The organism is Nonomuraea sp. bgisy101, assembly GCF_057708945.1.
This window is the reverse complement of record NZ_JBYITD010000022.1, coordinates 101,051-126,317: the sequence shown is the minus strand read 5'-3', so window position 1 is coordinate 126,317 and position 25,267 is coordinate 101,051. Positions and strand designations below refer to the sequence as shown.

Sequence of the window (25,267 nt, the reverse complement as noted above, 5' to 3'; positions counted from 1 at the left end):
CCGCGTCAGCCCTGGGCGAGCGGCACGGCCACGGAGATCTCGCCGCCCAGCTTCCGGCCCATCCGCAGGTCGAGGTCGTCACCGCTCCAGAACCTTCCAGGGTCGTACCAGTTGGGCCTGCGTCCGGGGGAGAGCAGGCCCATCTCCTCGTAGGTGACGGCGACGACCTCGGCGCAGTAGGCGCGCTCCAGCGTCCGCTCCCCCACCTCACGCCGGAGGCGCGGAACCCTGCCGCGCAGCCACCGCCCCGCCAGGCGCGCGGTCGAGGGGAACGGCGTGCCGTCGAGCCTGGCGACCGTGCGCAGGGCCGCGTCCTCCATCTCGCCGGTGGCCATGGGCTCGAGCTGCCGTAGCCAGCCGCGCTGGCCGTACCTCTGGCCCCACACGGTGACCGCCTCGCGCAGGTCGTGCAGCTGCACCCCGCGCTGGTGGGTGCCCGACCACAGGTCGAGCAGAGACTTGCCGAGCTCGGCGTGCCACATCATCGGCGGCATGTCCTCGATGACGATGGACATGCCCACGTGGTTGACCGGGCTGTTGGTCACCGTCTGGATCGCCCGGTCGGGCACCGAACGTCCCCTGAACACCCAGAGGTCGCCGGTGCGGGTGAGGTTCACGGCCTCGTCGAGAGTCAGCACACCACTACCCTAGGCACATGCGCACGAAGTGGTGGAAGATTCTCGGCCTGGCCGGTATGGCGGGAGTCGCCGCGACCGGTGTCGTCATGGCCCGCGCCGAACGGCGGCGCCGCGCCTACACGCCGGAGGAGATCAGGTCCAGGCTTCGCGAGCGCGTCGAGGTCCCCGACAAGAGGGCCTGACCCTCAGCCGACCGGGCGCAGCTCGTGGACGAAGACCACGTCGGGGTAGGCGGGGTTGTCGCTGTAGCCCTGGATGCCGCTCAGGTAGGCGCGCTGGTAGTTGACCACCCACGGCACCGCGGCCGCCGCCTGCACGTCCAGCAGCCGCCTGCCGAGCTTGGCGTAGGCCTTCTGCGCCGCCGCGCGGTCGGTGACCGTGAGCTGGGGCAGGGTGTCGATCAGCGCGTCGGCGTCGCGGTCCTTGAGGTAGGTCAGGTTGAACTGGACGCTCTCCGCGCTCCTGAAGACGTTGGCGAACCAGGAGTAGGCGTCGGCGTAGTCGGGCCACCAGTACATGAGGAAGATGTCCTGCCCGCGCTTCTTGCCGCGCGCCCACTGCTCCTCCCACGGCATCGCCTTGGCCACGAGCGTGACGTTGAGCGGCTCGAGGGTGGCGGCCAGGCGCTGGACGAAGACGCGCTGGTCCTCGTCGCCCTGGGCGTAGGTGAGGGTGAGGCGGAGCGGGAGACGGCCGGGGCCGTACCCCGCCCTGGCGAGCAGGTCCGCCGCGCCCTGCAGGTCCTGCCGGGGTGAGCGGCCCGCCACGTGGCCGAGCAGCCCGTCTGGAACCAGGCCCGTCGCGGGGGAGGCGGCCCCGCGCAGCACGCGGAGCGTGCCCGAGTAGTCGATGGTCTTGCGCAGCGCCCTGCGGATCCGCACGTCGGTCAGTGGGCCCGAGGCGGTGTTGAACAGCAGCATCGCCGTCTGGAACGACGGCATGTCGGCGGTGCGCACGCCCGCCGTCCTGCTCGCCCTGCGGTACAGGGCCGGGTTCAGCCGGTGTACGAAGCTGACCTCGCCCTGCAGCAGGCGGCGCCACGCCTCCTCGGGTTCGGGGACGACCACGTACTTGACGGTGGTGTAGTGGGGTCTGTCCCAGCCGCCCCAGTAGGCCGGATACGCCTTGAGCGTGAGCTCGTCGCTCTTGCCCTTGCGCCAGCCGGCGACCGTGTACGGGCCCGTGCCCGCGTCTCTTCCGGTCGAGACCCACTTCTTGAGGTCGGGCGCGGCGGCGGTGTCGTAGATGTAGGCGGCGTATCCGGAGGAGGCGACCAGGTCGAGCGGCACCGCGTACTTCAGCGTGAACGTGACCGTGAGAGGGTCGTCGACCCTGATGGTCTCGACCGCGTCCCAGATGTAGGAGGCGCCGCTCTTGGAGGCCATGGTGCGCTCGATCGACGCCTTGACCGAGGCCGCGTCCATGGGTCTGCCGGTGTGGAAGGTGACGCCGGAGCGCAGGGTGAAGGTCCAGGTCCTGCCGTCGGGCGAGGCGCGCCACGCGGTGGCGAGGCGCGGGCCCGCCTTCTTGGTGACCGGGTTGTAGAACGTCAGCGACTCGTAGATGTTCTGCATCGCGATGATCTCGTTGGAGTAGGAGCTCGCCGGGTCCCAGTCGGTGACCACGCCGAGGTTCTCCACGTACACGAACGTGGACTCCTTTGCGGGCGGCCGCTGCTCCTGCCGTGCGAGCGGGGCCGAACAGCCCGCGAGAAGGAGCGCGAGCGCGGCCGCGATCAGCCGACGGCGCATCTGCCTCCCTCTACTCCCCGATTGTGCTGGCGAACCTACTCCAAGATCACGAAATCACGCTGAAAATCCCGAAAAATCGGGAAAAAGTGAGGTGCAGTTGCTAGGCTCTCACCTGTCCCAAATCCGGGGTTCCGATGCTAGGGACCGACCGGAGTGAGGTGTCATGGGCCGAAGCCGCACGATCAGGGTGAAGATCGTCGGCCTGCTGCTAGTCCCGCTGGTCTCGATGATCACCTTGTGGGGTGTCATCGTGGCCGTGACCGCAGGCGAGAGCCTTGAGCTGCGTTCGTACAAGGAGCGCTGGACCAATCTACGCCAACCGGCGAGCCAGTTGATCGGCGAGCTTCAGCGCGAGCGGCTGACCTCGGCCAGACTCGTGGTGCGCCGGCACGCTCCCGCGGACCAGAGCGACGCCTACGAGCAGCGGGCCAGGACCGACGCGGCCAGAGACAGTTTCCGGCGGCTGTCGGACCGCTCGCGCAGCTCCAGCAGCGAGGCGGTGCGCCGCCAGATCGACACGGTCCTCAGCCAGCTGTCGCGCCTTGAGGCGATCAGAGGCGAGGTCGACGCGGGACTGTCGCCCAGGCTGCCCACGATCGAGGCCTACAACGCGATCTCCGACGCGATCTTCGGCCTGCAGCGCAGCGTCGCGCTGATCGACGACATCCCGATCTACGAGCAGTCACGCCTGGTCATCAACCTCGGGTACGCCAAGGAGCTGCTGACCAGGGAGCAGGCCATCGCGGTCGGCAACCCCGCCGACGAGGAGCGCAAGCTCTTCACCCAGCTCGTCGGCAACCGCCGCTTCCTCATCGACCAGGCGCTGTCCGAGCTGGACGCGCCGCTGCGCGAGATCCAGGTCGGCATCATCACCACCCCTGCGTACCAGCGGCTGAGGATCATGGAGGAGCAGATCATCGCGGGCCGCGCGCCCGCCGACTGGCCCTCCACCTCCACCGCGCTGGCCAACGCCATCCAGAACGCGCAGAACGAGGCGAGCGTCGTGCTCACCGAGCGCGCCGAGCCCGTGGCCGACGCGGTGCTCGTCAACGCCATGGTCCTGGCGGGCACCGGCCTGCTGGTCGTGGTGGTCTCGATCGTCATCTCGCTGCGCATGGGCAACAGGCTGTCCAAGGAACTGGCGGGACTGCGCCAGGCGGCGCTCGAGGTGGCCGAGACCGAGCTGCCGCAGGTGGTCCGCAAGCTGCGTCAGGGCGAGGAGGTCGAGATGCCCGAGCTGACCGTGCCGGGCAGGACAGCCGAGATCGCGGACGTCGGCAAGGCCTTCGCCACCGTCCAGCAGACCGCCGTCGAGGCGGCCGTGGGCGAGGCCAGGCTGCGCGCCGGCGTCGGCCAGGTCTTCCGCAACCTCGCCAGGCGCAGCCAGACGCTGCTGCACCGCCAGCGCATCCAACTGGACGGCATGCAGCGCACCGCGACCGATCCGCAGGCCCTCGACGACCTGTTCCGCCTCGACCACCTGACCACCCGCATGCGCCGCCACGCCGAGGGACTGATCATCCTGTCCGGCGCCGCCCCCGGCCGCGGCTGGCGCAAGCCGGTGCCGCTGCACGACGTGGTGCGTGGCGCCTCGGCCGAGGTGGAGGACTACACCCGGGTGACCGTCTCCCCCATGCCCGCCCACTCGCTGGCCGGGCCCGTGGTCGGCGACGTCATCCACCTGATCGCCGAACTCATCGAGAACGCCACTGTCTTCTCCCCTCCGCAGACCACGGTGATCGTGCGGGGCGAGCTCGCCGCACACGGTTTCGTGGTGGAGGTGGAGGACAGGGGCCTCGGGCTGAGCGAGGAGGAGCTGGCCGACCTCAACGAGCGGCTGGCCAACCCGCCCGAGTTCGATCTCGCCGACAGCGACAGGCTCGGCCTGTTCGTCGTCGCCCGCCTGGCCGCCAGGCATGACATCCGCGTGACGTTGCGCGGTTCGCCATATGGAGGGACCACCGCCATCGTGCTGATCCCCGCAGAGCTCGTCGTGACACCCGAGGAGCAGGAGCAGGAACCCGTGAGAAAGATGCGGGTGGTGACCAGTGAGTGAGGAGCGCTGGCTGGACGAGGACGCAGGTCCCATCGTCCCGGCCTACCTGCTGACCCGCGGTCGCACCGTGCCCGCGAGCGAGGCCATCGACCTCATCGCCGTGATCATCACGGCGGGCGGCCTGGCCATGCCCGTGGGCCTCGGCCCCGAGCATCTGATCATCCTTCAACAGTGCACCAAGCCCACACGGCTGGTGGACGTGGCCGCGGAGCTGAACCTCCCGATCGGCGTCGTGCGTGTGCTGGTCGGCGACCTGCACGCGCAGAAGCTGGTCGAGGTCGAGAAGCCGCCGCCCGCGCCCGACGCCAAGGTGATGCTGGAAGTGATCAACGGGCTGCGCGCCCTGTGATCACCGGCCTGCGTCCGCTGATCGGCGGACCGCGGGCCCGTGGCTCCTCAGCGGGCCTCAGGCCCCGTACCGCCGGTCGGTACGGGGCCTGCCGCCGTGTCCCTCACCTGGCCGCGAGCCCGGTGAGGACGAGCTCCGCCCGGTGGCAGGCGACCGTCCTGCCCGCCACCTCCCGCCGTTCGGGCGCGCTCTCGCACTCCGGTACGGCCAGCGGGCACCTCAGCCTGAACGGGCATCCCGTCTCGGCGGGCGCCGACTCCGCCCGTCCCCTGGCCACCGGCGGCTCGCCGCCCAGCTTCGGCACGGCGTCACGCAGCGCCAGCGTGTAGGGGTGGGCGGGGCGCCGCAGCAGGTCCTCCGTCGGCCCCGACTCGACGATCCGCCCGGCGAAGAGCACGTGGGAGGTACGGCACAGCCGCCCCACCACGGCCAGGTTGTGAGTGATGAGCAGCCGTTCGGTCCCGACGCCTTCGAGCAGACCGAGGATCCTGGCCTGGACGGTGACGTCGAGCGCGCTGGTGGGCTCGTCGAGGATGAGCAGCTCGGGCCGCACGGCCAGGGCCCTGGCGATGACCACGCGCTGGCGCTGGCCTCCCGACAGCTGGTGCGGCTTGCGACCTGCGAGGGCGGGGTCGAGCCCGACCTCCTCCATCAGCGCGGGCACCGCCGCCCTGTCACGGCTTCCCTCGGCGATCGAGCGGCCGACGGACATCCTGGGGTCGAGCGACTCGGCCTGGAAGACCGGCTGGACCGCCTTCCTGAAGACCTTCATGTCGACCTCGCGCAGGTCCCGCCCGCCGTACGTGATGCGGCCCCTGACGGGCTTGAGCAGGCCAAGGAAGGCGCGGGCCAGTGTGGTCTTGCCCGAGCCTGACTCGCCGATGAGGCCGACGCCGCCCGCGGAGATGTCGAGGGTGACGTCGTGGACGACGGGAGTCCTTCCGTAGGCGAGGGTGACGCCTTCGGCGCGCATGATCATGGGAGCGCCTCCAGCAGCTCGCGGGTGTAGGGGTGGCCGGGGCGGGTGAACACCTGGGCGGCCTGGCCCGACTCCACGACCTCGCCGTCCTTCATGACCAGCACGTGGTCGGCGATCGTGGAGACGAGCGCGAGGTCGTGGGAGACGATCAGGAGGGCCAGCCCTCGTTCCTCGCGGAGCCTGCGCAGCACGCCGACCACCTCGGCCTGGACGGTGACGTCGAGGGCGCTGGTCGGCTCGTCGGCGAGGATCACCTCTGCGCCGAGCGCGATGGCGAGGGCGATGGCGAACCGCTGGGCCTGGCCGCCGGAGATCTCGTGCGGGTAGCGGCGCAGGATCGCGGGATCGAGCATCACGGCCTCGCACGCCTCCGCCATCACCCCGTCGATCCCCCCGCGCGGACTCCCGCCCGGGACGCCGGGTTCCTCTGAAGGGCTCTTCGCCCGGGAAGGCCGGCCGGTGACGCCATGGAGCCTGAGCGCCCTGCGCATCAGCGCGCCGAGCCGCGTCGTCGGCGACAGCGCCGCCTGAGGCGACTGGATGACCAGCGCGGCCTTCGACCCCCTGATCGCCCGCAGCGCACGCGGCCTGGCCCGCAGGACGTCGACCCCGCACACCGTCACCTCCCCCGACACGTCGGCGCCCTCGGTGAGGCCGAGCGCGGCCAGCAGCGTGGTGGACTTGCCCGACCCGCTCTCTCCCACGATCGCCACGCACTCTCCCGCGCCCACGTCGAGCGCGGGCACGTGCGCGACCACCCGGGTCCCGTAGGCGACCCGCAGGTCGCGGATGCTGATCACCTGGCGGCCCTCCGCGGGTCGAGCGCGCCGCGCAGTCCTTCGCCGAGCACGTTGAACGCGAACGCCGTCAGCAGGATGGCCAGGCCGGGGAAGGTGACCACCCACCAGTTCGTGGTGAAGAGCGTCTGTCCCTGCTGCACCATCAGTCCCCATTCCGCGGTCGGCTCGTGCGCGCCGAGCCCCAGATAGGACAGCGCGGCCGCGGTCAGGATCACGCCTCCCGCGTCCAGCGAGAGCTGCACGAGGACGGGTGTGAGGGAGTTCGGCAGGACGTGCCGCGCCACGATCACGGGGGCGGGCACGCCCAGGCAGCGGGCCGCGTCCACGTAGCTCCTGGTGGCGACCGAGGCGGCCACCGCGGCCGACAGGCGGGCGTACCAGGGCCACCAGGTCACCGCGATCGCCAGGATCACCGTGGTCACGCTCGGCTGCAGCACGACGGCGAGCGCCAGCGAGAGCAGCAGCGCGGGGAAGGCGAGGAAGACGTCGGTGATCCGCATGATCACGTCGCGCGCCCAGCCGCCCGCGTACCCGGCGACGACGCCGAGCGTGACGCCGACCGTCGCCGACATGGCCAGCACGGCGGCGGCGATCGCCAGCGAGGTGCGCCCGCCGTACAGGACCTGGGTGAGGACGTCGCGGCCGACCTGGTCGGTGCCGAACCAGTGCGCACCGCTGGGCGGCAGCAGCGAATCCAGCGGCCTGGGGTCGTTCTCCTCGTACGGCGCCAGCCACGGCGCGAAGATCGCCGACAGCGCGATGAGCACGAGCAGGACCGCCCCGAAGGCCGCGAAGCGGTCGGGGACGCGGAACAGTCGCCTGCGCGGCTCGACGGCGGTCATCGCGCCCTCGCTCTCGGGTCGATGACGCCCTGCAGCAGGTCCACGACCAGGTTGGCCAGCACGTAGACCCCGGCGACGAGCACGGTCACGCCCGCGATGCCCGGCGTGTCCGCGGAGGTGATGGCGTTGAACGCGTAGCGCCCGAGTCCAGGCCAGTTGAACACCGCCTCGACGAGGAAGCCGTTGACCAGTGAGTAGGCGAAGACGAGGGCGATCAGCGACAGCACGGGGTTGAGCGCGGGCCGCAGCGCGAAGCGCGTCAGGATGGCGGTCTCGCCGAACCCCATGGCCCGTTCCAGCCGCACGTGGTCCTGGCTCGACTCCTCGATGAGCGCGGCGCGGGTCATCTGGGCGATCACGCCCGCCGGATAGGCGGCGACCACCAGCGACGGCAGCACGAGGTGGTTCAGCGTGCTGGTGAAGATCGGCCAGTTGCCGGTGATGAGGGCGTCCACGATCGTGATGTTGGTCCAGAGCGTGAGCGGGCTGGTGGTGTCGAGCGTGTTGTCGTACTCGCCGGCGACGGGGAACCAGCCCAGATGGCTGGCGAACAGGGTCTGCAGGGCGAGCGCCAGCCAGAACACGGGGACGGAGACGGCCAGCATGGAGCCCAGCCGTACCGACAAGTCGGGAAATTTCGTCTTGTAGCGGGCGGCGAGCACGCCGACCGGCACCCCCACCAGGATCGCGACGATCAGGGCCGCGCCCACCAGCTCCAGCGTGGCGGGGAAGGCGGTGAGGAGGTCGTCGACGACCGGCCTCCGGGTGCGCAGGCTCGTGCCCCAGTCGCCGGTGACGAGGTCCCTGGCGTAGTTCCAGAGCTGAACGTGGAGCGGCCGGTCCAGGCCGAACTGCTCACGTGCGGCGGCGAGCTGCTCCGGCGTCGCCTTCGGCCCCGCGTACGCCACGGCCGGATCGCCCGGCACCATCCGCATGATGACGAACGTGAGCATGACCACGCCGGCCACGACCAGGAGAGCCTGGCCGAGCCGGCGAGCCAGGTAACGCATCACCCGGTGGGCTTCAGCTCGTAGAAGGAGACCACGTTCGGGTAGGCGGGGTTGTCGACGTACCCCTGCACGCCGGCCGAGAGCGCGCGCTGGTAGGTCTGCACGTACGGCACCGCGACCGCGGCCTTCTCCTCGATGATCTTCTTCTGCAGATCCGCGTAGGACTGCTCGGCCGCGGCCCTGTCGGTCGCGGTCAGCTCGGGCAGCGCGTCGATCGCCTTGTCGACGGCCTCGTCCTTCAGGTAGGAGAGGTTGAAGGAGACGGGGTCGGCACTGCGGAAGACGTTGACGAACCACGAGTAGGGGTCGGCGTAGTCGGGGAACCAGTACATGACGAAGATGTCCTGGCCCTTCTTCTTGCCGAGGTCCCACTGCGGGTTCCACTGCATGGGCTTGGCCTGCAGGGTGACGTTGAGCTTCTTCAGCTCCGTGCTGAGCAGCGTGACGAGCAACTGCTGGTCGGCGTCGCCCTGGGCGTAGGTCAGGCTGAGCTTCAGCTCCTTGAGGTCGGGACCGTAGTCGGCCGAGGCCAGCAGCTCGGTCGCCTCCTGGATGTCCTGCTTGGGCTCCAGGCCGGGGGTGAAGCCGAGCAGGCCCTGCGGCACCAGGCCCGAGCCCTTCTGCCCTGCGCCCTTGAGCGCGGCGGCCAGACCGTCGTAGTCGAGGACCTTCTGCAGCGCCTGCCGTACGCGGACGTCCTTGAGCGGGCCGCTCTCGGTGTTGAACAGCAGCATCAGGTTCTGGAAGGAAGGCGTCTGAGCCGCCTGGACGCCGGCGGTGGTGCCGGCCTGCGCGAACAGCTGCGGGTTGAGCCGCTGGACGAAGTTCACCTCACCCTTCTGCAGCAGCTGCCAGGCCGTGTTCAGCTCCGGCGTGACGCGGAAGGCCACCTTCTTGTATTGCTCGGGCTTCCAGCCGCCCCAGTAGCCCTCGAAGGCCTTGAGCGTGAGCTCGGTCTCCTTGCCCTTCTCCCACGTGTCGATCGTGTAGGGGCCGGTGCCCGCGTCGGTCTTGCCGTCCTTCACCTGGTCGACCGTGCTGGTGTCGTAGATGTAGGAGGCGTAGCCGGAGGAGGCCACCAGGTCGAGCGGGGTGGCGTAGGACAGGGTGAACTTCAGCGTGTGCTCGTCAGGGGTCTCGATCTTCTTGACCGAGTCCCAGATGTAGGCGGCGCCGCCCTTCATCTTCCTGGTCCGCTCGATGGCCTTCTTGGCGGCCTCGGCGGTGACGGGGTTGCCGCTGTGGAACTTCACGTTCTCGCGGAGCTTGAACGTCCACTCCTTGCCGCCGGTCGCCGAGCTCCACTCGGTGGCCAGGCGCGGCTCGGGCTTCTGGGTCGTGACGTTGTAGCGGGTCAGCGACTCGTAGATGTTCTGCATCGCGATGTTCTCGTTGGAGTACGAGGTCGCGGGGTCCCAGTCGGTGACCACGTCCAGGTTGGGGGCGTAGACGAACGCCTTGTCGTTCTCCGTCGCCGTGCTCGCCTGGGGGGAGGCTGTCGATCCTGTGGCGGGCGCTGAAGGGGGCTGGCTGGCACCGCGTACCTGTCCGCCCGCGCACGCGGAAGCGGTCATGGTCACGGCCCCGACGACCCCTGCGGTGAGCAGACGCTTGTGCCAGCGCATGGGGGGATTTCCTTTCGTAAGCCACTCTGACGGGATCCGCGCTTTTCGCCCAGGTTTCACCCCGCCCGCGCAAGATCGTAGCGACTTACACCTCCCGCTTGGCGGGCATCACCACAACAGCAGCCCGACTCCGGCGATGATCAGAGAGGCGAAGCTCACCACGCCCCTGATCGTGTTCCACCGCTGCCAGCGCGAGGTGTAGGCGGCCCAGAGCCGCTGCGCCTCGCCCTGGCCCGCCTCCAGGGCGTTGTTCATCGGCACGTTGATCGCCGCGGTGACCGCGAACGACCCGACGACGTAGAGGGCGCCGGAGGTGAGGAAGGCGATCCCCGCCTCGGAGACGTCCTGCGTCAGGAGCAGCGCCCCGGTCGCGAGAGGGGCGACGGGCGTGGCCAGGTACATCAGGAGGAACACCGGGTTCAGGATCTTCCTGTTCACGCTGCGCATCGCCGCGACCGCCTGGTCGGCCCTGATCGCGTCGAGCCCCGGCATCACCGAGATCGTGAACCCGTAGAACAACCCCGCCATCGCGCCCAGCAGCACCAGGCTGAGCAACGCGGTGATCTGCGTCAGCGTCGTCATCGTCGGCCCCACACCCCGGTCGCGGCGCTCTCCTCGGCGTACGGGCGGGAGTCCCGCGGCTCACGGCCCGGCGAGCCGACGCGATCAGGCGGACCGAGGGACTCGAGCTTCTTCACCACGCGGCGGCCGGTCTTGCCGGCCCCGCCCAGGACCAGGTTCGTCATGCCCTCAGCTTGGCCGGGACCCCTGCGCGGCGGCCATCGTCGAGAAGCTCGCCCGCATCATCGAGCGTCTAGGCTTTCCGACATGGACGCTCTCGCAGGACTCCTCGACGGGCCGCGAGCCCGGGGCGCCTTCCTGCTCCGTTCGATCATGACACCGCCGTGGTCGGTGCGCATCCTCGACCGGGCCCCGCTGACGCTGGTCTCCATGCTGCGCGGCGAGTCCTGGGTGGTACCCGACGGCGGGCCTCCCATACTGCTGCGGCCGGGTGATGTGGCGATCATGCGAGGGCCCGAGGCCTACAACGTGGCCGACGACCCCGGCACCGAGCCGACGATCCTCATCCACCCCGGCGAGCGCAGCACCACGGTCGACGGCGTGGAGCTGTGCGCGTCGATGGACCTGGGCGTCCGCACGTGGGGCGACAGCCTCGACGGCCCCACGGCCATGCTCAGCGGCACCTACCAGATGCAGGGCGAGATCAGCAGGCGGCTGCTGCGCGCCCTGCCGCCGACGCTGGTCGTCCCCTCACTCGACTCACCCCTGCTCACGCTGCTCGGCGACGAGGTGGCCAAGGACCAGCCCGGACAGGAGGTCTTCCTCGACCGGCTGCTCGACCTGCTGCTCATCGCCACGCTGCGCGCCTGGTTCTCCAGGCCCGAGGCGGAGGCGCCCGCGTGGTACCAGGCGCACAGCGACCCCGTCGTCGGCCGCGCCCTGCGGGTGCTGCACAACGAGCCCGCCACCCCGTGGACCGTCTCCGCGCTGGCCGAGCGCGTCGGCGTCTCCCGCGCGGCGCTGGCCCGCCGCTTCACCGAGCTGGTGGGCGAGCCACCCATGTCCTACCTGACCAACTGGCGGCTCACCATGGCCGCCGACCTGCTGCGCGAGCCCGAGGCGACCGTGGCGTCCGTGGCCCACAAGGTGGGGTACGGCAGCGCGTTCGCGCTGAGCACGGCGTTCAAGCGGGAGAGGGGCCTCAGCCCCCAGGAACACCGCATGGCCCCCGCGTAACCCTCCCCCGACCCGGCCCTCCCGGAGAACCCCGCTCCTGACGAGCCGCACCAGCGGAACGCCCGTCCGCCCCTGACCGCCCGCCAGGGCGGGAACCCCACCACGCGAGCCGCCCCATCCGGAAACACGCCCGCGGATGCGGCCACGCCGACGGCGGCCGAGGACGAATATTACACTCCGTTACGATTCCACGCTCTGAGCAGCGGACATATCACGGTACGTGATCGCCGCTGTGCCCCGCCTGTCCCCCGGCGGAAGGGCATGGCTATGGGTGCTCGTGGCCGCCCTCGCCTGGACCATGCAGGTCATCGGCCCGCCCGCGCCCCACGCCGAGGCGCACGCCTCCGAACGCGAGGTCGTCGCCACCGAACGCTTCTCGGTCGAGGAGATCTCGCGGAAGGCGGGACGACTCCTCCGCCGTCCCGCCCGCCGGGCCGCACCGAGGCCTCGCACCCCCGCGAGCAGCGTGCCCGCCGCGCGCCCATGCGCGCGGACGGCCGAACTCCAGACGCTGCTCTGCGTGTGGCGTACGTGACAGGGCTCCACGCCCGCCGTACCACCACATGATCGGAGCCAGACATGAAGGATTGCTGCGTCGTACTGGAGACATGGACCCATCACTGCCCTCAATGCCGCTCGGAATGGCAGCACACGTATGAGGCGTGGCACGTCGACAACGGGCGTGGCAGGTGCGCCGTGACCTGGCGTGACCGCGGCCACCTGGTGCCCGCGCCGTGGACGGGGCCCGCGTGTCCCGAGTGCTCGACCCCCTCGAAGGCGGCCGTTCCCCGCTGAGGAGGCGTGCCGCCGCCGTTCCCGCCGGAGGGCGGCGGCACGCGCGTGGTCGTCCCCGCGTCGCGGAAAACGTCGGTGCCGGGGTCTAGGGTTGCGGGTTCAGGCTCGCCGTGACGGCGGGACCGAAGTCCTGCTGGGCGCGCGCCCTCGGCGGACGGGACCATCGGGAGCGGAGGCGCCTGGTCGGCGTGCCGTGCGGGAGGAAGGGCCCTCCTGTACAGGCAAGACGGCTCAGGCGAGCGCACTCGCGCCCCGGGTCCGGCACAATGGGCGGCGGACCATCGAAAGGCGAATCAGTGCTCTCTATTCACCAGCGGATCGCGGAAGAGCTGGGCGTACGCGACGGGCAGGTGCAAGCGGCGGTCGACCTGCTCGACGGCGGCGCCACCGTGCCGTTCATCGCGCGTTACCGCAAGGAGGTCACCGGCGCGCTCGACGACGCGCAGCTGCGCACGCTGGAGGAGCGGCTGCGCTACCTGCGCGAGCTCGAGGAGCGGCGCGCGGCCATCCTGGAGTCGATCGAGTCGCAGGGCAAGCTCACCGACGAGCTGAGGGAGCAGATCCTCGCGGCCGACACCAAGGCCCGCCTCGAGGACATCTACCTCCCCTACAAGCCGAAGCGCCGCACCAAGGCGATGATCGCCCGCGAGCTCGGGCTGGAGCCGCTGGCCGACGCGCTGCTCGCCGACCCGACGCTCGACCCCACCGCCACCGCCGAGCCGTACGTCGTGGAGGGGCTGGCCGACGCCGCCGCGGCCCTGGAGGGCGCGCGGGCCATCCTGATCGAGCGGTTCGCGGAGGACGCCGACCTGATCGGCACGCTGCGCGAGCGCATGTGGTCGTACGGCAGGGCCGCCTCGACCGTGCGCGAGGGCAAGGAGGAGGCGGGGGCCAAGTTCTCCGACTACTTCGACTTCAGCGAGCCCTTCACCAAGCTGCCCTCCCACCGGATCCTCGCGATGTTCCGCGGCGAGAAGGAGGAGATCCTCTCGGTGGCGCTCGAGCCCGAGGAGGGGCCCGAGTACGAGCTGCGCATCGCCTCCCGCTTCGGTGTCTCCGACCAGGGCAGGCCCGCCGACAAGTGGCTGAACGACACGGTCCGCTGGGCGTGGCGCACGCGGATCCTCGTCCATCTCGGCCTCGACCTGCGCATGCGGTTGTGGCAGGCGGCCGAGGACGAGGCGGTGCGGGTGTTCGCCGCCAACCTGCGGGACCTGCTGCTGGCCGCTCCCGCGGGCACGCGCGCCACGATGGGTCTCGACCCCGGCCTGCGCACCGGCGTCAAGGTGGCCGTCGTCGACGCCACGGGCAAGGTCGTCGAGACCGCGACCATCTACCCCCACGAGCCCAAGCGGCAGTGGGACCAGTCGCTGGCCGTGCTCGGCGCGCTCGCCCAGAAGCACGGCGTCGAGCTGATCGCGATCGGGAACGGCACCGCCTCCCGCGAGACCGACAAGCTGGCCGGCGAGCTGGTCAAGCACATGCCGGGGCTGACCAAGATCGTGGTTTCGGAGGCCGGCGCGTCGGTCTACTCCGCCTCCGCCTACGCCTCGCAGGAACTGCCCGACCTCGACGTGTCGCTGCGCGGCGCGGTCTCGATCGCCCGCCGCCTGCAGGACCCGCTGGCCGAGCTGGTCAAGATCGACCCGAAGTCCATCGGGGTCGGCCAGTACCAGCACGACCTGGCCGAGACCAGGCTGTCGCGCTCGCTCGACGCGGTGGTCGAAGACTGCGTCAACGCGGTCGGCGTCGACGTCAACACCGCCTCGGCGCCGCTGCTGACCCGCGTGTCGGGCATCGGCTCGACCCTGGCCGACAACATCGTCCAGCACCGCGACGCCAACGGGCCGTTCAGGTCGCGCAGCGCGCTGAAGGAGGTGGCGCGGCTCGGCCCCAAGGCGTTCGAGCAGTGCGCCGGATTCCTCCGCATCCCCGGAGGCGACGACCCGCTCGACGCCTCCAGCGTGCACCCCGAGGCGTACCCCGTGGTGCGCCGCATCCTCACCACCGTCGGCACCGACCTCAAGTCGCTGATCGGCAACACCGCGACGCTGCGCTCGCTCAAGCCCGCCGAGTTCGTCGACGACACCTTCGGCCTGCCGACGGTGACCGACATCCTGGGCGAGCTGGAGAAGCCGGGACGTGACCCGCGGCCGGCGTTCAAGACGGCGACGTTCAAGGACGGGGTGGAGAAGCTCTCCGACCTGTCGTCCGGGATGATCCTCGAAGGCGTCGTGACGAACGTCGCGGCCTTCGGGGCGTTCGTCGACATCGGCGTGCACCAGGACGGCCTGGTCCACGTGTCGGCGATGTCGCGCACGTTCGTCAAGGACCCGCGTGATGTGGTCAAGCCCGGCGACATCGTCAAGGTCAAGGTGCTCGAGGTCGACATCCCGCGCAAGCGCATCTCGCTCACGCTGCGGTTGGAGGACGAGAGCGCCGCGGGCTCCCGGCAGGGGCGCGGCGGCCGTTCGTCGGAGGGCCGCGCGGACGGCCGTCAGGGCGGCGCGCAGCAGGGTGGCCGCTCCGCCGACGGACGCTCCGGCGGTGGCCGCGGCGCCGACGCCGGACGCGGCGACAACCGCGGCGAAGGCGGCCGTGGTGACGGCGGCCGTGGCAATGGAGGCCGCGGTGATGGTGGCCGTGGTGACGGTGGCCGTGGTGACGGCGGCCGTGGTGGCCGCGACGGCGGAGGCCGTGACGGTGGCCGCGGGAACGGCGGCGGCCGTTCCGGAGACGGCCGCGACGGTGGTCGCCAGGGCGGCCAGCGCGGCGGCCAGCGCCGGCCTGCTCCGACAGGCGCGCTCGCCGAGGCCCTGCGCAAGGCGGGCCTGGCAGGCGACGACTACTGATCGCACGTGGGGTGGGCGCACCGACCCAGGTCGCCCACCCCACGCCCCAGGTCAACCACCAGAGTTCCCGTACGCCTCTGCCCGATCGAGCGCCACCGCCCGGTCCCTCGCGCCACCGACAGCGCGTCACACCACCCCGCGCCCCTGCCGCTTCGGTCGACTTCCGTACCCCGCCCGCCAGCGACGACCCCGCACACCCAGCGCCACCGAACGACCGTCACACCACCCGCTCCCTGCCGCTCGGTCGACTTCCGCACCCCGCCCGCCAGCGACGACCCCGCACACCCAGCGCCACCGAACGACCGTCACACCACCCGCGTCACCGAACGACCGTCACACCACCCGCGTCTCCGGGCGAGCGAGCGACGGTCCCGCCGGTCGGCATTGCGCCCCGCCGTGCTTCCGCCCGCATCGAGCCAGGCGCCACGTCACTCACCCTCATGCGGCACCGACACTGCGGATCCCGGCCCGGAAGGCGGGTCCGTTCTCCCGGCATCGGCCCGGCCCCGGTTCAGCGGCGAGCGGACGGAGCGATGTCCCGACCCATCGAGTGGGTACGGTCGTGGAGTGGGTGCGATGGACGAGACCAGTGACCTCTACCGCGACGCCGTACGGCAGGCTCATGACCTGCTGAGGTGGCGATCGCCGTTGCGGGCCGAACTGTGGGCGAGCCGGCTGGCCGCCGAATGGCACGACGACGAGGAGGCCGCGCGGGCGTTCGTGGAGCGCGCCGCCCACGAAGACACCCCCGAGGCGCGCCTGGTCCTCGCCGCGCTCGCCTCCATCGGCCAGCCCCCGGCCGCCGAGCCCGCCACTGAGGAGACGAGCACCGGGCCCGCGGAGGAGGGGACGAACGCTCGCGACACCTCCGCCGGCGAGCCGCGCGCCGACGATGAGACGAGCGCCGACGATGAGACGAGCGCCGTCGATGAGACGAGCGCCGTCGAGGGGGCCGTGAGCGTTGAGACGCGCGTCGGCGAGACCCCCTCCAGCGATGAGACGAGCGTCGGCGAGACCCCCTCCAGCGATGAGACGAGCGTCGGCGAGGCGACCGCCAACATGGAGGCACGCGTCGGCAAGACGACCGCGAGCGAGGGCCCTGCGGTTCGGTGGATGCGGCTCATGGGGCAGGCGCATCCCGAAGGCGCGTGGTACGGCACCGCCGACCCGTACGGCGAGCAGGCCCTGGCGGTCATCTCCTTCGTCTATCCCAACGGCAAGGAGCCCCACCTGGCGGTGGTCGGCATCGACCAGGCGAGCGGCGGGTTCGCCGTCGACGCGATGATCGAGGAGCCGAAGTTCCTCGACGACCTCGACGTCCGCCCGGCCGATCCCGTGAGGGTGGCGGGCCGGATCATCGACGCGTTCGAGCTCACGGACGCCATCATGGGCGCGCCGGTCGCCGACACCTTCCCGAATGCTCGGGCGATCGTGCTGGCCCGTGCCCGCACCGCCGAGCGCTCCGCCGCTGGTGCAGGAGAAGCGGGTGCAGGAGAAGCGGGGACGGGAGAAGCGGGGACGGGAGAACGAGAAGCGAGGGCGGGAGAAGCGAGAGCGAGGGCGGGAGAAGGGGCTGGCGTGGGAGGTCGGCCGTTCGAGGCAGAAGGTGCTGCGGGGCAGGGAGAGGACTCCTCAAGGGGTTCCGAGAGCCGGCGGCTGTCGCCGGACGACACCGTGGAACGCTTCGACGATCTCCCCGATGTGCCGGGCGCGAGTGAGGCGTTCGCCACTCTTGTGGAGTTCGTGGGCGACCGTCCGTCGTGGTGGAGTCCGGCGCGTGTCACCCAGTTCATCACCTCCTGGCTGCCCAGAGAGGCGATCATGAGCGAGGCCGCCATCGACGCGATGCCCCAGGTTCTGCGGGCCTGGACGCGCCACCTGGGAGATCATCCCGAGCTGCGCGCACGTGTCGAGGCCGACTCTCGGGACCTTCCGCTCCTCATGGCCGACGGGTTGCGGTTCAGTCTGGCCAAGCGGCTCAGGCTCGCCGAAAGGGAGCACCGGGGGACGGACCGCTGACCGGTGCGGCTATGCTGCGCAGTGACCTTTTCTGCGGCCCATTGAGGGAGAGCTACAGCATGTACAAGGAGTTCGCGGCCGAGGCTGTCGTCTGGGTGGTCCCGATCGTCGTCCTCATCGGCCTCGCCCTCATGATCACCGCCTGATCCAGGGTATTCGCTGATCCAGCCCGCGAGACGGCCCTTCCTACAGGAGCCGTCCGTGGGCTTTCGCTCGTTCCCGACACCGCGCTCAGCGGTTCGAGAGCGAGGCGGGCGGCCACCGGTTTCGCACATCGGGACTCCGACCCGCGACCGAACCGACCCCGGTGGATGGCGGGCGCGGAGTGCCCGGCGAGGTAGACGGCGCTGGCGAGCCAAGAGCGCCGCCGAGATGGATGGCGGGTGGCGGGCCAAGAGCGCCGCTGAGGTGGACGGCGGGTGGCTGGCCAGAGTACCGCCGAGATGGACGGCGGGACCAAGAGTGCCGCCGAGATGGACGGGGCGGGTGGCGGGCCAAGAGCGCCCGTCGAGGTGGACGGCGGTGGCGGATGCGGGTGCCCGCCGAGGTGGGCGGGCTACGACGCCCACGCCAGCAGGGGCCCGCCCTCGCGCAGCCGCCGCAGCGCCTGCCTCTCCAGCTGCCTGATGCGTTCCCTGGTCAGTCCGAGCCTGTCGGCGAGCTCCTGGTGGGTGAGCACCTTGCCGCCCGCCAGGCCGTACCGGCGTCTGATGATGAACGCCTCCCGCACCGGGAGCTCCCGCACCAGCCCGCGCAGTTCGGCGGCGAGGGCGCGCACCTCCGCGAGCTCCTGCACCTGCGGTATGTCGTCGTCGGCGATCAGGTCTCCGACGCTGGCCTCGCCGTTCTCGCCGACGGGGGTGTCGAGGCTGATCGTCTCCTGCGCGAGCCTGCGCAGCCCCGCGATCTGCTCGACGGTACGGCCGGCCGCGTCGGCCAGCTCGTCCTCCGCCGGCTCCCTGCCCAGGTCGGTGGACAGGCGCCGGGCGATTCTGGACAGGCGGGCGACCTCTTCAGCCACGTGGACGGGCAGCCGCACGGTCCTGCTCGTGTCGTTGATGCCGCGCTCGATCGCCTGCCTGATCCACCACATGCCGTAGGTGGAGAACTTGTATCCGCGCTTGTAGTCGAACTTCTCCACCGCTCTGATCAGCCCGAGGTTGCCTTCCTGGATGACGTCGAGCAGGGGAAGGCCCCGGTGGGCGTAGCGTTTGGCCGCGGAGACGACCAGGCGCAGGTTCGCCCTGATCAGCCGGTCCCTGGCCCGTCTGCCGTCCCGCACGAGTGCCGGCAGCTCGGGCCGGTCGTCGCCGTGGGCGAGGAGATGCGCGGCGTAGAGACCCACTTCCACCCGCCGGGCGAGGTCGACCTCGTCCTCGGCGGCGAGCAGGGGGATTCTGCCGATCTCCTTGAGGTAGTCGCCTAACAGGTCAGCCATCCCGCCCGACTACCCGGCGAACGGCGGAGAATTCCCTGATTCGGAGAGTTCGGCGATGGCGAGTTCGGCGGTGTTCCTGATGTCGAAGAACTTGTCGAGGGCGGTGATCGCGAACAGGTGCTTGCAGCGTGCGTTGAGCCCCGACAGGAGCAGCCGCCCGCCGGAGGCGGTGACCGCCTTGTGGAGGTAGACCAGCACGGACAGTCCGGAGGAGTCGCAGACGCTGACGGCCTGCATGTCGATGACGATCATCGGAGGCTGGCTGAGATCGAGCGCCTTGGTGACTCGATCTCGCACCTCGGCCGCCGATCCGAAGTCGAAGTCTCCTGTGAGCCTCGCGATGACACAGGGACCTTGCAGTCCGAGGCTGATCGACAAGGCCTGCTCCGCAGTCACCCAGCTCCACCTACCCGTGTAGCACGCTTCGATCCCGCTACCTTACCGAAGGTCGCGGCGAACGCCTCGCCCACCCGGTGGCGCGTGGGCGGGCAGCGGGTCAGGAGAAGTAGCGGGCGGGGGTGCCGACCAGCATCTGATCGAGTTGCTCCTGGGTCACGCCGCGGGCCAGGAGCGCGGGGAGGACGTCGTCGTGGATGTGGTCGTAGCGCCAGTTCGGCGCCACCAGCGGCACCCCTTCGTCCCATTCGCCGGCGAAGTAGTCCATGAAGCAGGCCGCGTCGTGGCTGAGCACCATCCGGTCGGCGTAGCCTTGCTCGCACAGCGCGGCGATGGTGGCGACGCGCTGCTCGGTCGGGTTGTACATGTCGAGCCCGAACCGGTCCATGCCGAGGATGGCTCCGGTGTCGGCGAGCCTGCGCAGGTAGTCGAGATCGTTGCTGTCTCCGGCGTGTCCGACGACGACCTTGCGCAGGTCGACGCCTTCCTTGGCGAACAGGTCGAGCGCCTGCAGCCCGGATCGTGTGGCCGCGTCGGTGTGGACGGTGATGGGCGCGCCGGTGCGCACGTGCGCCTGCGAGGCGGCCCCGCACATGCGCTCGACGCCTTCGGTCAGGCCGCGCTTGTCGACGACGCACTTGATGAAGGCGGCCTTGACGCCGGTGTCGGCGATGCCCTCGGTGAGGTCGCGGACCATGTCGTCGACCATCGGGTCCGGCATGTCCATGAGCAGCCCAGGTCCGCGGTGCTCGTATGGGTGGGGCGGCAGGTCGTAGAAGTACAGTCCGGTGGCGACGATGATGTTGAGCTCGGGCACCTGCTCGGCGACGCGCTGGATGCGCGGGATGTAGCGCCCGAGCCCCCATACCGTCGGGTCGGCGATCGTCCGCACGCCCTTCGCCGCCACCGCCTTGAGCTTGCCGATCGCGTCGGCGACCCTGAACTCCTCGTCCCACCAGCCGCCCGCGCCATGGTTGTCCTTGTGCTCGGTCGAGAGGGCGAAGATGTGCTCGTGCATCAAGGTCTGGCCCAGGTCGCTGACGTCGGCCTGGCCGCGGACGGTGGGAACGGTGGGCATGCGGAGCCTCCCATACCAACTGGTCTGTGCGCGCCAACCTACGTCAAAGGATCCGGGGGAACAACGGCGCGGGCGCGGGCAGCCGCTCCCCCTCCACCTGCGCCGCGACCTTCGCCGCCGCTCCCGGCACCAGATCCTCCAGATGGACGGCGAGCGCCCGGCACGCGTGGACGAGCGTCGCCAGCGCGACGTCAGGGTCGGGCTGCTTCCACGGCTGTTCGCGCTCGATGTACCTGTTGGCCTCCTCCACGATCGACCACACCGCCGCGGCGGCCGTCCTGAAGTCGAACTCCTCCAGCGCGGCGTGCACCCGCTTGCCGACGTCGGGCACGAGCGGCGCCACGTCGATGTCGGGCACGTGCCCGTCGCGGAACCTGTGGACCATGGTGACGACCCGCTTGACGAGGTTGCCGAGGCCGTTGGCCAGGTCCTCGTCGTGGCGGGCAGCCAGCCGGGCCTCGGTGAAGTCGGCGTCGCCGACGCGCGGCACCTCGCGCAGCAGCCACCAGCGCACCGCGTCGGTCCCGTAGCGGGCGACGAGCTCGGCGGGGTCGGCGGTCGCGCCGGACGACTTGGAGATCTTGCGGCCGTCGACGGTGAGGTAGTCGTGGACGTAGATCTTGGTCGGCAACGGCTGGCCCGCGGACAGCAGCATCGCGGGCCAGTAGACGGCGTGGAAGCGGATGACGCCCTTGCCCACCAGGTGGATCTTGCGGCCGTTCGACCACCAGCGGTCGTAGTCGTCCAGCGCGGTGACGTAGTTGGCCAGCGCGTCCCACCAGACGTAGACCACCTGCGTGGGGTCGTCAGGGACGGGGATGCCCCAGCCGCGGGCGCGATCCTGCGACCGGGAGATGCTGATGTCCTCCAGACCCGCCTCGATGAACGCCAGCACCTCGTTCCTGCGGGCGGCGGGCTCGATCCGCAGCCGGCCGTCGGCGATGAGCGCCTTCAGCTCGTCCTGGTAGCGGGACAGGCGGAAGAACCAGTTCTTCTCCGCGACCCTCTGCAGCGGGCCGCCGTGCTCGGGACAGGTGTCGTCGGTGGAGAAGGCCTCGCAGCCGACGCAGTACAGCCCGTCGTAGGAGCGCTCGTAGACGTCGTGCGCGGTGGCCCGCCACAGCCGCTCGACCCCCGCCCGGTGGGCGTGGTCGCGGCTGGTGCGGACGAAGGCGTCGAAGGACAGCGCCAGCGGCCCGCGCAGCGCCTCGAAAGCCTCGGCGTTGCGGTCGACGAACTCCTGGACCGGCACGTTCGCCGCCTCGGCCGCCAGGACGTTCTTGAGCGAGTTGTCGTCCGTCCCTGTCTGGAAGCGCACGGGTTCGCGCCTGCGGTAGTGCCTGGCCAGCACGTCCGCCTGGACGATCTCCAACGCGAAGCCCAGATGGGGACGGGCGTTGACGTAGGGGATGGTCGTCGTGATGTACATCGGAACCTCCAAAGGGGCCCCGGACATGCGAAGAGGCCCCGGTCATCAGGGCCTCTGCGAAGACGTCGGCGAGCCCCTAGGGGGCCATCATTCGCCGTGTCGTCATGGGCTCATGATAGCCCGGCGGCCCCGTGCGGCACCAGCGGACCGGCCCCCAGCCCCGCAGGGGCCCAGCGGACCGGCCCCGGCCCCGGCCCCGCGCCGGCTATCCGGGGGCGCGCACGTGGCGGCGCCACACCCACCACAGGCCGCCCAGCGCGAACACCACCAGGCCCGCCACCACCGACTCGGACGGCAGCGTGAACGCCAGCACCAGGCACAGCGCCAGCCCCACCAAGGGAACCGCCCTCGGCGGCGCCCCCTCGTCGGGCCCCAGCCTGAGGGCCGAGGCGTTGGCCACCGCGTAGTAGACGAGCACGCCGAACGACGAGAACCCGATCGCGCCCCGCAGGTCGACCGCCAGCACCAGCACGATCACCACAGCGGCCACCGCCGCCTCCGCCCGGTGCGGCACCCGTCTGACGGGATGGACGGCGTCGAGGAACCCCGGCAGATCCCGTTCCCTGGCCATCGCGAACGTGGTCCTGGACACTCCGAGGATCAGCGCGAGCAGCGCGCCCAGCGCCGCCACCGCCGCCCCCGCCCCGACCACGGGTGCGAGCCATCCCGCGCCCGCCCAGACCACGGTGTCGACGAGCGGGGCGGGCGACAGGCCGAGCCGTGCGGGGCCGAGCACCCGGAGCGTGGCCAGGGCGACGAGCGTGTAGACGGCGAGCGTGATGCCGAGGGCGAGCGGGATGGCCCTGGGGATGGTGCGTTCGGGATCGCGCACCTCCTCACCCAGCGTGGCGATGCGCGCGTATCCGGCGAAGGCGAAGAACAGCAGGCCCGCCGCCTGCAGGACGTCCCACAGGCCGGCGGGGTGGAGCTCGCCGGCGGTCGCCGTCGGCGCCTGGCCGCCGGTGAAGCCCGCGACCGCCACCGCCGCCAGCACGGCCAGGACGAGCGCCACGATGATGCGCGCCGCCATGGCCGAGCGCTGCACGCCGTACAGGTTGAGCACGGTCAGCGCGACGACCGCGCCGACCGCCAGCGGGACGGCCAGGCCGGGCGCGACGTAGGTGCCGAACGTCAGTGCCATCGCCGCGCACGACGCCGTCTTGCCGACCACGAATCCCCAACCGGCCAGGTATCCCCAGAACGGGCCGAGCCGCCGCCGGCCGTAGACGTAGGTGCCGCCGGACTCCGGATGGCGGGCGGCGAGCCTGGCCGAGGAGGTCGCGTTGCAGTAGGCGACGACGGCGGCCAGCGCGAGCGCCGCCGGCAGCCAACGGCCCGCGATGGAGGCGGCGGGCGCGAAGGCGGCGAAGACGCCCGCGCCGATCATCGCGCTGAGCCCCACGACGACGGCGTCGCCGGTGCCCAGCCGCCGCGCCAGACCTGACGCCATTCCGTCTTCCCTTCCGCAGAGCCAGAGATCCGAGAGAGAACCACTGTGCCCCATGGAGATGACATCCCCGGGTCTCCCACCGAAACCCTGGGGTGACACCACTCGGGTCCGCCCCCACGCCCCTGGAGTGGACACCTCGCTGGGTCCGCCGCACGAGACCCCGTCGACCCGCCCGCAGGCCGGGGCCCCGACTACTCCTCGGCTTTCTCGCCCTCCTTGGCCGGCACGATCAGCACGGGGCGTCCCGCGTGGTGCAACACCCGGTCGGACGTGCTCCCGAGCAGGAGCGACTTGACCCCGCCCATCCCCCTGGTCCCCGTCACGATCAACGTCGCGTCGAGCTCGTTCGCCACGTCGACGATCGTCGACCAGACCGCCGGCGAGTCGGACTCCCACCTGGGCGTGGCGTCCAGTCCCGCCTGTACGGCCAGCAGCGCCCCCTGCTCGGCCAGCTCCTTGGTGGCGGCCCGGACGGCCTCGTCCTCGGCCGTGGTGTCGACCGGCGCGATCATTCCCGCCGAGCCCCTGATCGAGGCGAGCGCCAGCCGCTCCCACACGCTGAGCACGACCGTCTCCTGACCCTTCAGCAGGGTTCCCGCATAGGCGATGGCCTCCTTGGCATCGTCCGAACCGTCGTACGCCACCAGAATGGTCATGTCGCTCTCCCCTGACGTCGTGATCTCCCCCCGCTTCTATCCCGCGACGTGCGTTTCATTCGTTTCGGACGCGCTCGGCGGGTAGGGCGAGGCCTATGACCGTCACACAGTTCCGTGATCTCCCTCTCGCCGACCGCGACAGGGAGTGGGACGCCGCGGAGGCCGAGCGGCGCGTCCGGTCCTGGGCGAAGGCCGAGGACGCGCCCAACGCGAAGTACCGCGAAGCCCACATCTGGTACGACAGCGACAACGCCGACGAGTTCGGCGGCTACAAGCTGCCGATCGCCGACGTCGTCAACGGCACGCTCAAGGTCGTTCCCCGGGCGATCATGGCGGCGGGTGGCGTCGTGCAGGGCGCGAGGGGCGGGGTGAAGATACCGAAAGACGAGGTGGACCGGGTCAAGGCCCACCTCGCCAAGTACTACGCCAAGCTCGGGGAGACGCCCCCTTGGGAGCGTTGACCGCCTACGCGGCCAGCGACCGAGACGTCCGCACGGGAGCGTTCGCCGCTGGAGCGACGTGCTGGACGGACACCAGCCCGTGACCGCGGTGGGCCCTCCTGTGCGGTAGCCGTACCAGGTGGAGGCTCAGGAACAGCAGCAGCCCGAGCTCGGACACCACCACGAACCGCTGGGTGAGCCCCGCGGGGATGTCGGTGTTGCTCAGCGGGATCCCGAACATCCTGACCACGTAGGGGATCACGACCAGTACCAGCGCGGCCAGCGCGAAGCCGCTGAGCACCTTCATCGCCCGCGCGTAGCCGACCTTCGCCCTGGCCAGCAGCAGGCCCGCCACCGGCATCACCAGGAAGGCGACGAACCCGGCGTAGCGGTGGATGCCGCCCGACAGGGACAGCGGCAGTCCCGGCCTGTCGGTCGGGAAGACGCCGAGGAGGAACATGCACACCCCCCAGGCCGCCACCAGGGCCACGACCTTGCGGTCGGCGCCCGATCTGCGGAGCGCGGCGGCGATGAACGCCGCGCCGGCCGCGAACAGCGTCAGCGAGGCGGGCAGGAGCCACCCGATCGGGTGGAAGGCGTACTCGCTGATCAAGGTGTGCATCGGGTCGAGCCCGGCCTCCGTCTGCAGCGTGAGCATCGCGCCGGCACCCGTGCCGAGCGCCGCGAATCCACCGATGAGCAATCCCTTCATGCCCTCAACGCTCGTGGAACGCGGCGTTCCGGAGTATCGGAGATCGGCCCCACGCGCCCCCTGAACCGACCCTTACGACCTTGGTAGGACCATCCCCTGCGGCACCCCGATGACCTGGCGGAAGTCGACCCTTGGTGGGGCTGGCCCCCTCAGGGTGGGTACAGCCTGCTGCGGCTCCCGCGCCGGTCGACAGC

General features: G+C 70.9%; 25 protein-coding genes. 9 read left to right on the top strand and 16 right to left on the bottom strand.

Annotated elements, in window-relative coordinates; translation table 11 throughout:
• Window positions 1-5: 5 nt before the first annotated feature.
• The gene (locus AC3EO4_RS35280; protein ID WP_379578651.1) at window positions 6-635 is read right to left on the bottom strand and encodes a hypothetical protein; all 630 of its coding nucleotides are present in this window, start codon (window positions 633-635) and stop codon (window positions 6-8) included.
• A 20-nt stretch (window positions 636-655) separates the two neighbouring features.
• Here AC3EO4_RS35280 and AC3EO4_RS35275 point away from each other — a divergent pair, with 20 nt between their 5' ends.
• The gene (locus tag AC3EO4_RS35275) at window positions 656-820 is read left to right on the top strand and encodes a hypothetical protein (RefSeq protein WP_379578653.1); all 165 of its coding nucleotides are present in this window, start codon (window positions 656-658) and stop codon (window positions 818-820) included.
• A 3-nt stretch (window positions 821-823) separates the two neighbouring features.
• Here the strand turns inward: AC3EO4_RS35275 and AC3EO4_RS35270 are convergent, their stop codons facing one another.
• Window positions 824-2,389, bottom strand: coding sequence for an ABC transporter substrate-binding protein (locus tag AC3EO4_RS35270; RefSeq protein ID WP_379578620.1), 1,566 nt, complete (start codon window positions 2,387-2,389; stop codon window positions 824-826).
• 163 nt (window positions 2,390-2,552) lie between these two features.
• On the opposite strand from AC3EO4_RS35270, the gene AC3EO4_RS35265 reads away from it, so the two are divergent.
• Together AC3EO4_RS35265 and AC3EO4_RS35260 are read left to right on the top strand one after the other, a co-directional pair.
• Window positions 2,553-4,445, top strand: coding sequence for a sensor histidine kinase (locus AC3EO4_RS35265; RefSeq protein ID WP_379578624.1), 1,893 nt, complete (start codon window positions 2,553-2,555; stop codon window positions 4,443-4,445).
• Window positions 4,438-4,794: a DUF742 domain-containing protein gene (locus AC3EO4_RS35260; RefSeq protein WP_354913508.1), complete on the top strand. Its 357-nt coding sequence runs from the start codon at window positions 4,438-4,440 to the stop codon at window positions 4,792-4,794. Before AC3EO4_RS35265 ends, AC3EO4_RS35260 begins: the two co-directional genes overlap by 8 nt.
• Before the next feature lie 103 nt (window positions 4,795-4,897).
• Here AC3EO4_RS35260 and AC3EO4_RS35255 read toward each other — a convergent pair whose 3' ends face one another.
• The 7 genes from AC3EO4_RS35255 to AC3EO4_RS35225 form a co-directional block, all read right to left on the bottom strand.
• Window positions 4,898-5,773 carry an ABC transporter ATP-binding protein gene (locus AC3EO4_RS35255; RefSeq protein ID WP_379578627.1) on the bottom strand — a complete coding sequence of 292 codons (876 nt, stop codon included), beginning with the start codon at window positions 5,771-5,773 and terminating at the stop codon, window positions 4,898-4,900.
• Window positions 5,770-6,573, bottom strand: a complete 804-nt coding sequence (locus AC3EO4_RS35250; RefSeq protein WP_431899732.1) for an ATP-binding cassette domain-containing protein — start codon at window positions 6,571-6,573, stop codon at window positions 5,770-5,772. The genes AC3EO4_RS35255 and AC3EO4_RS35250 overlap by 4 nt, the downstream gene beginning before the upstream one ends.
• Window positions 6,570-7,415 (bottom strand): ABC transporter permease, encoded by an 846-nt coding sequence (locus tag AC3EO4_RS35245; RefSeq protein ID WP_379578631.1) that lies wholly within the window; start codon window positions 7,413-7,415, stop codon window positions 6,570-6,572. Before AC3EO4_RS35245 ends, AC3EO4_RS35250 begins: the two co-directional genes overlap by 4 nt.
• A complete protein-coding gene (locus AC3EO4_RS35240) occupies window positions 7,412-8,425 on the bottom strand; it encodes an ABC transporter permease (RefSeq protein WP_379578633.1) in 1,014 nt (337 codons plus the stop codon). The genes AC3EO4_RS35245 and AC3EO4_RS35240 overlap by 4 nt, the downstream gene beginning before the upstream one ends.
• Window positions 8,425-10,050, bottom strand: a complete 1,626-nt coding sequence (locus AC3EO4_RS35235; protein ID WP_431899729.1) for an ABC transporter substrate-binding protein — start codon at window positions 10,048-10,050, stop codon at window positions 8,425-8,427. The genes AC3EO4_RS35240 and AC3EO4_RS35235 overlap by 1 nt, the downstream gene beginning before the upstream one ends.
• A 108-nt stretch (window positions 10,051-10,158) precedes the next feature.
• The gene (locus AC3EO4_RS35230; RefSeq protein WP_431899727.1) at window positions 10,159-10,632 is read right to left on the bottom strand and encodes an anthrone oxygenase family protein; all 474 of its coding nucleotides are present in this window, start codon (window positions 10,630-10,632) and stop codon (window positions 10,159-10,161) included.
• Window positions 10,629-10,796, bottom strand: a complete 168-nt coding sequence (locus AC3EO4_RS35225) for a hypothetical protein (protein WP_431899726.1) — start codon at window positions 10,794-10,796, stop codon at window positions 10,629-10,631. The genes AC3EO4_RS35230 and AC3EO4_RS35225 overlap by 4 nt, the downstream gene beginning before the upstream one ends.
• A gap of 82 nt (window positions 10,797-10,878) precedes the next feature.
• Here AC3EO4_RS35225 and AC3EO4_RS35220 point away from each other — a divergent pair, with 82 nt between their 5' ends.
• The 5 genes from AC3EO4_RS35220 to AC3EO4_RS35200 all read left to right on the top strand — a co-directional run bounded on the left by AC3EO4_RS35220 (window position 10,879) and on the right by AC3EO4_RS35200 (window position 17,620).
• Entirely contained in the window at window positions 10,879-11,808 is a 930-nt protein-coding gene (locus AC3EO4_RS35220; RefSeq protein WP_431899724.1) for an AraC family transcriptional regulator, read from the top strand.
• 220 nt (window positions 11,809-12,028) lie between these two features.
• Complete coding sequence (locus AC3EO4_RS35215) at window positions 12,029-12,343, top strand: hypothetical protein (protein ID WP_379578643.1); 315 nt, start codon at window positions 12,029-12,031, stop codon at window positions 12,341-12,343.
• Window positions 12,344-12,869: 526 nt separating this feature from the next.
• Window positions 12,870-15,455, top strand: a complete 2,586-nt coding sequence (locus AC3EO4_RS35210; protein WP_431899722.1) for a Tex family protein — start codon at window positions 12,870-12,872, stop codon at window positions 15,453-15,455.
• Between the two features lie 576 nt (window positions 15,456-16,031).
• Window positions 16,032-17,474, top strand: coding sequence for a hypothetical protein (locus AC3EO4_RS35205; protein WP_431899721.1), 1,443 nt, complete (start codon window positions 16,032-16,034; stop codon window positions 17,472-17,474).
• 11 nt (window positions 17,475-17,485) lie between these two features.
• Window positions 17,486-17,620, top strand: a complete 135-nt coding sequence (locus AC3EO4_RS35200) for a hypothetical protein (RefSeq protein WP_358127072.1) — start codon at window positions 17,486-17,488, stop codon at window positions 17,618-17,620.
• Between the two features lie 410 nt (window positions 17,621-18,030).
• Here AC3EO4_RS35200 and AC3EO4_RS35195 read toward each other — a convergent pair whose 3' ends face one another.
• The 6 genes from AC3EO4_RS35195 to AC3EO4_RS35170 form a co-directional block, all read right to left on the bottom strand.
• Window positions 18,031-18,912, bottom strand: coding sequence for a sigma-70 family RNA polymerase sigma factor (locus AC3EO4_RS35195; RefSeq protein WP_431899719.1), 882 nt, complete (start codon window positions 18,910-18,912; stop codon window positions 18,031-18,033).
• Window positions 18,913-18,921: 9 nt separating this feature from the next.
• On the bottom strand, window positions 18,922-19,308 hold the full coding sequence (locus AC3EO4_RS35190; RefSeq protein ID WP_379575841.1) for an STAS domain-containing protein: 387 nt from the start codon (window positions 19,306-19,308) through the stop codon (window positions 18,922-18,924).
• A gap of 100 nt (window positions 19,309-19,408) precedes the next feature.
• Complete coding sequence (locus tag AC3EO4_RS35185) at window positions 19,409-20,386, bottom strand: phosphotriesterase family protein (RefSeq protein WP_431899717.1); 978 nt, start codon at window positions 20,384-20,386, stop codon at window positions 19,409-19,411.
• A 43-nt stretch (window positions 20,387-20,429) separates the two neighbouring features.
• On the bottom strand, window positions 20,430-21,815 hold the full coding sequence (locus AC3EO4_RS35180; protein ID WP_431899716.1) for a methionine--tRNA ligase: 1,386 nt from the start codon (window positions 21,813-21,815) through the stop codon (window positions 20,430-20,432).
• Window positions 21,816-22,020: 205 nt separating this feature from the next.
• The gene (locus AC3EO4_RS35175; RefSeq protein ID WP_379575844.1) at window positions 22,021-23,265 is read right to left on the bottom strand and encodes an APC family permease; all 1,245 of its coding nucleotides are present in this window, start codon (window positions 23,263-23,265) and stop codon (window positions 22,021-22,023) included.
• Between the two features lie 191 nt (window positions 23,266-23,456).
• On the bottom strand, window positions 23,457-23,921 hold the full coding sequence (locus tag AC3EO4_RS35170; protein WP_379575845.1) for a universal stress protein: 465 nt from the start codon (window positions 23,919-23,921) through the stop codon (window positions 23,457-23,459).
• A gap of 95 nt (window positions 23,922-24,016) precedes the next feature.
• Between AC3EO4_RS35170 and AC3EO4_RS35165 the strand changes: the two genes are divergently transcribed.
• Window positions 24,017-24,382 (top strand): hypothetical protein, encoded by a 366-nt coding sequence (locus tag AC3EO4_RS35165; protein WP_379575846.1) that lies wholly within the window; start codon window positions 24,017-24,019, stop codon window positions 24,380-24,382.
• A gap of 4 nt (window positions 24,383-24,386) precedes the next feature.
• On the opposite strand, the gene AC3EO4_RS35160 is transcribed toward AC3EO4_RS35165, so the two are convergent.
• Window positions 24,387-25,073: a DUF998 domain-containing protein gene (locus AC3EO4_RS35160; RefSeq protein WP_379575847.1), complete on the bottom strand. Its 687-nt coding sequence runs from the start codon at window positions 25,071-25,073 to the stop codon at window positions 24,387-24,389.
• Between the last annotated feature and the right edge of the window lie 194 nt (window positions 25,074-25,267).

Coding starts and splice junctions, on each gene's coding strand:
- AC3EO4_RS35165 (WP_379575846.1), top strand. CDS start 24,017: ATGACCGTCACACAGTTCCGTGATCTCCCTCTCGCCGACCGCGACAGG.
- AC3EO4_RS35245 (WP_379578631.1), bottom strand. CDS start 7,415: ATGACCGCCGTCGAGCCGCGCAGGCGACTGTTCCGCGTCCCCGACCGC.
- AC3EO4_RS35185 (WP_431899717.1), bottom strand. CDS start 20,386: ATGCCCACCGTTCCCACCGTCCGCGGCCAGGCCGACGTCAGCGACCTG.
- AC3EO4_RS35275 (WP_379578653.1), top strand. CDS start 656: ATGCGCACGAAGTGGTGGAAGATTCTCGGCCTGGCCGGTATGGCGGGA.
- AC3EO4_RS35255 (WP_379578627.1), bottom strand. CDS start 5,773: ATGATCATGCGCGCCGAAGGCGTCACCCTCGCCTACGGAAGGACTCCC.
- AC3EO4_RS35180 (WP_431899716.1), bottom strand. CDS start 21,815: ATGTACATCACGACGACCATCCCCTACGTCAACGCCCGTCCCCATCTG.
- AC3EO4_RS35160 (WP_379575847.1), bottom strand. CDS start 25,073: ATGAAGGGATTGCTCATCGGTGGATTCGCGGCGCTCGGCACGGGTGCC.
- AC3EO4_RS35205 (WP_431899721.1), top strand. CDS start 16,032: ATGGACGAGACCAGTGACCTCTACCGCGACGCCGTACGGCAGGCTCAT.
- AC3EO4_RS35175 (WP_379575844.1), bottom strand. CDS start 23,265: ATGGCGTCAGGTCTGGCGCGGCGGCTGGGCACCGGCGACGCCGTCGTC.
- AC3EO4_RS35265 (WP_379578624.1), top strand. CDS start 2,553: ATGGGCCGAAGCCGCACGATCAGGGTGAAGATCGTCGGCCTGCTGCTA.
- AC3EO4_RS35230 (WP_431899727.1), bottom strand. CDS start 10,632: ATGACGACGCTGACGCAGATCACCGCGTTGCTCAGCCTGGTGCTGCTG.
- AC3EO4_RS35170 (WP_379575845.1), bottom strand. CDS start 23,921: ATGACCATTCTGGTGGCGTACGACGGTTCGGACGATGCCAAGGAGGCC.
- AC3EO4_RS35270 (WP_379578620.1), bottom strand. CDS start 2,389: ATGCGCCGTCGGCTGATCGCGGCCGCGCTCGCGCTCCTTCTCGCGGGC.
- AC3EO4_RS35210 (WP_431899722.1), top strand. CDS start 12,870: ATGGGCGGCGGACCATCGAAAGGCGAATCAGTGCTCTCTATTCACCAG.
- AC3EO4_RS35200 (WP_358127072.1), top strand. CDS start 17,486: ATGCTGCGCAGTGACCTTTTCTGCGGCCCATTGAGGGAGAGCTACAGC.
- AC3EO4_RS35220 (WP_431899724.1), top strand. CDS start 10,879: ATGGACGCTCTCGCAGGACTCCTCGACGGGCCGCGAGCCCGGGGCGCC.
- AC3EO4_RS35195 (WP_431899719.1), bottom strand. CDS start 18,912: ATGGCTGACCTGTTAGGCGACTACCTCAAGGAGATCGGCAGAATCCCC.
- AC3EO4_RS35240 (WP_379578633.1), bottom strand. CDS start 8,425: ATGCGTTACCTGGCTCGCCGGCTCGGCCAGGCTCTCCTGGTCGTGGCC.
- AC3EO4_RS35235 (WP_431899729.1), bottom strand. CDS start 10,050: ATGCGCTGGCACAAGCGTCTGCTCACCGCAGGGGTCGTCGGGGCCGTG.
- AC3EO4_RS35225 (WP_431899726.1), bottom strand. CDS start 10,796: ATGACGAACCTGGTCCTGGGCGGGGCCGGCAAGACCGGCCGCCGCGTG.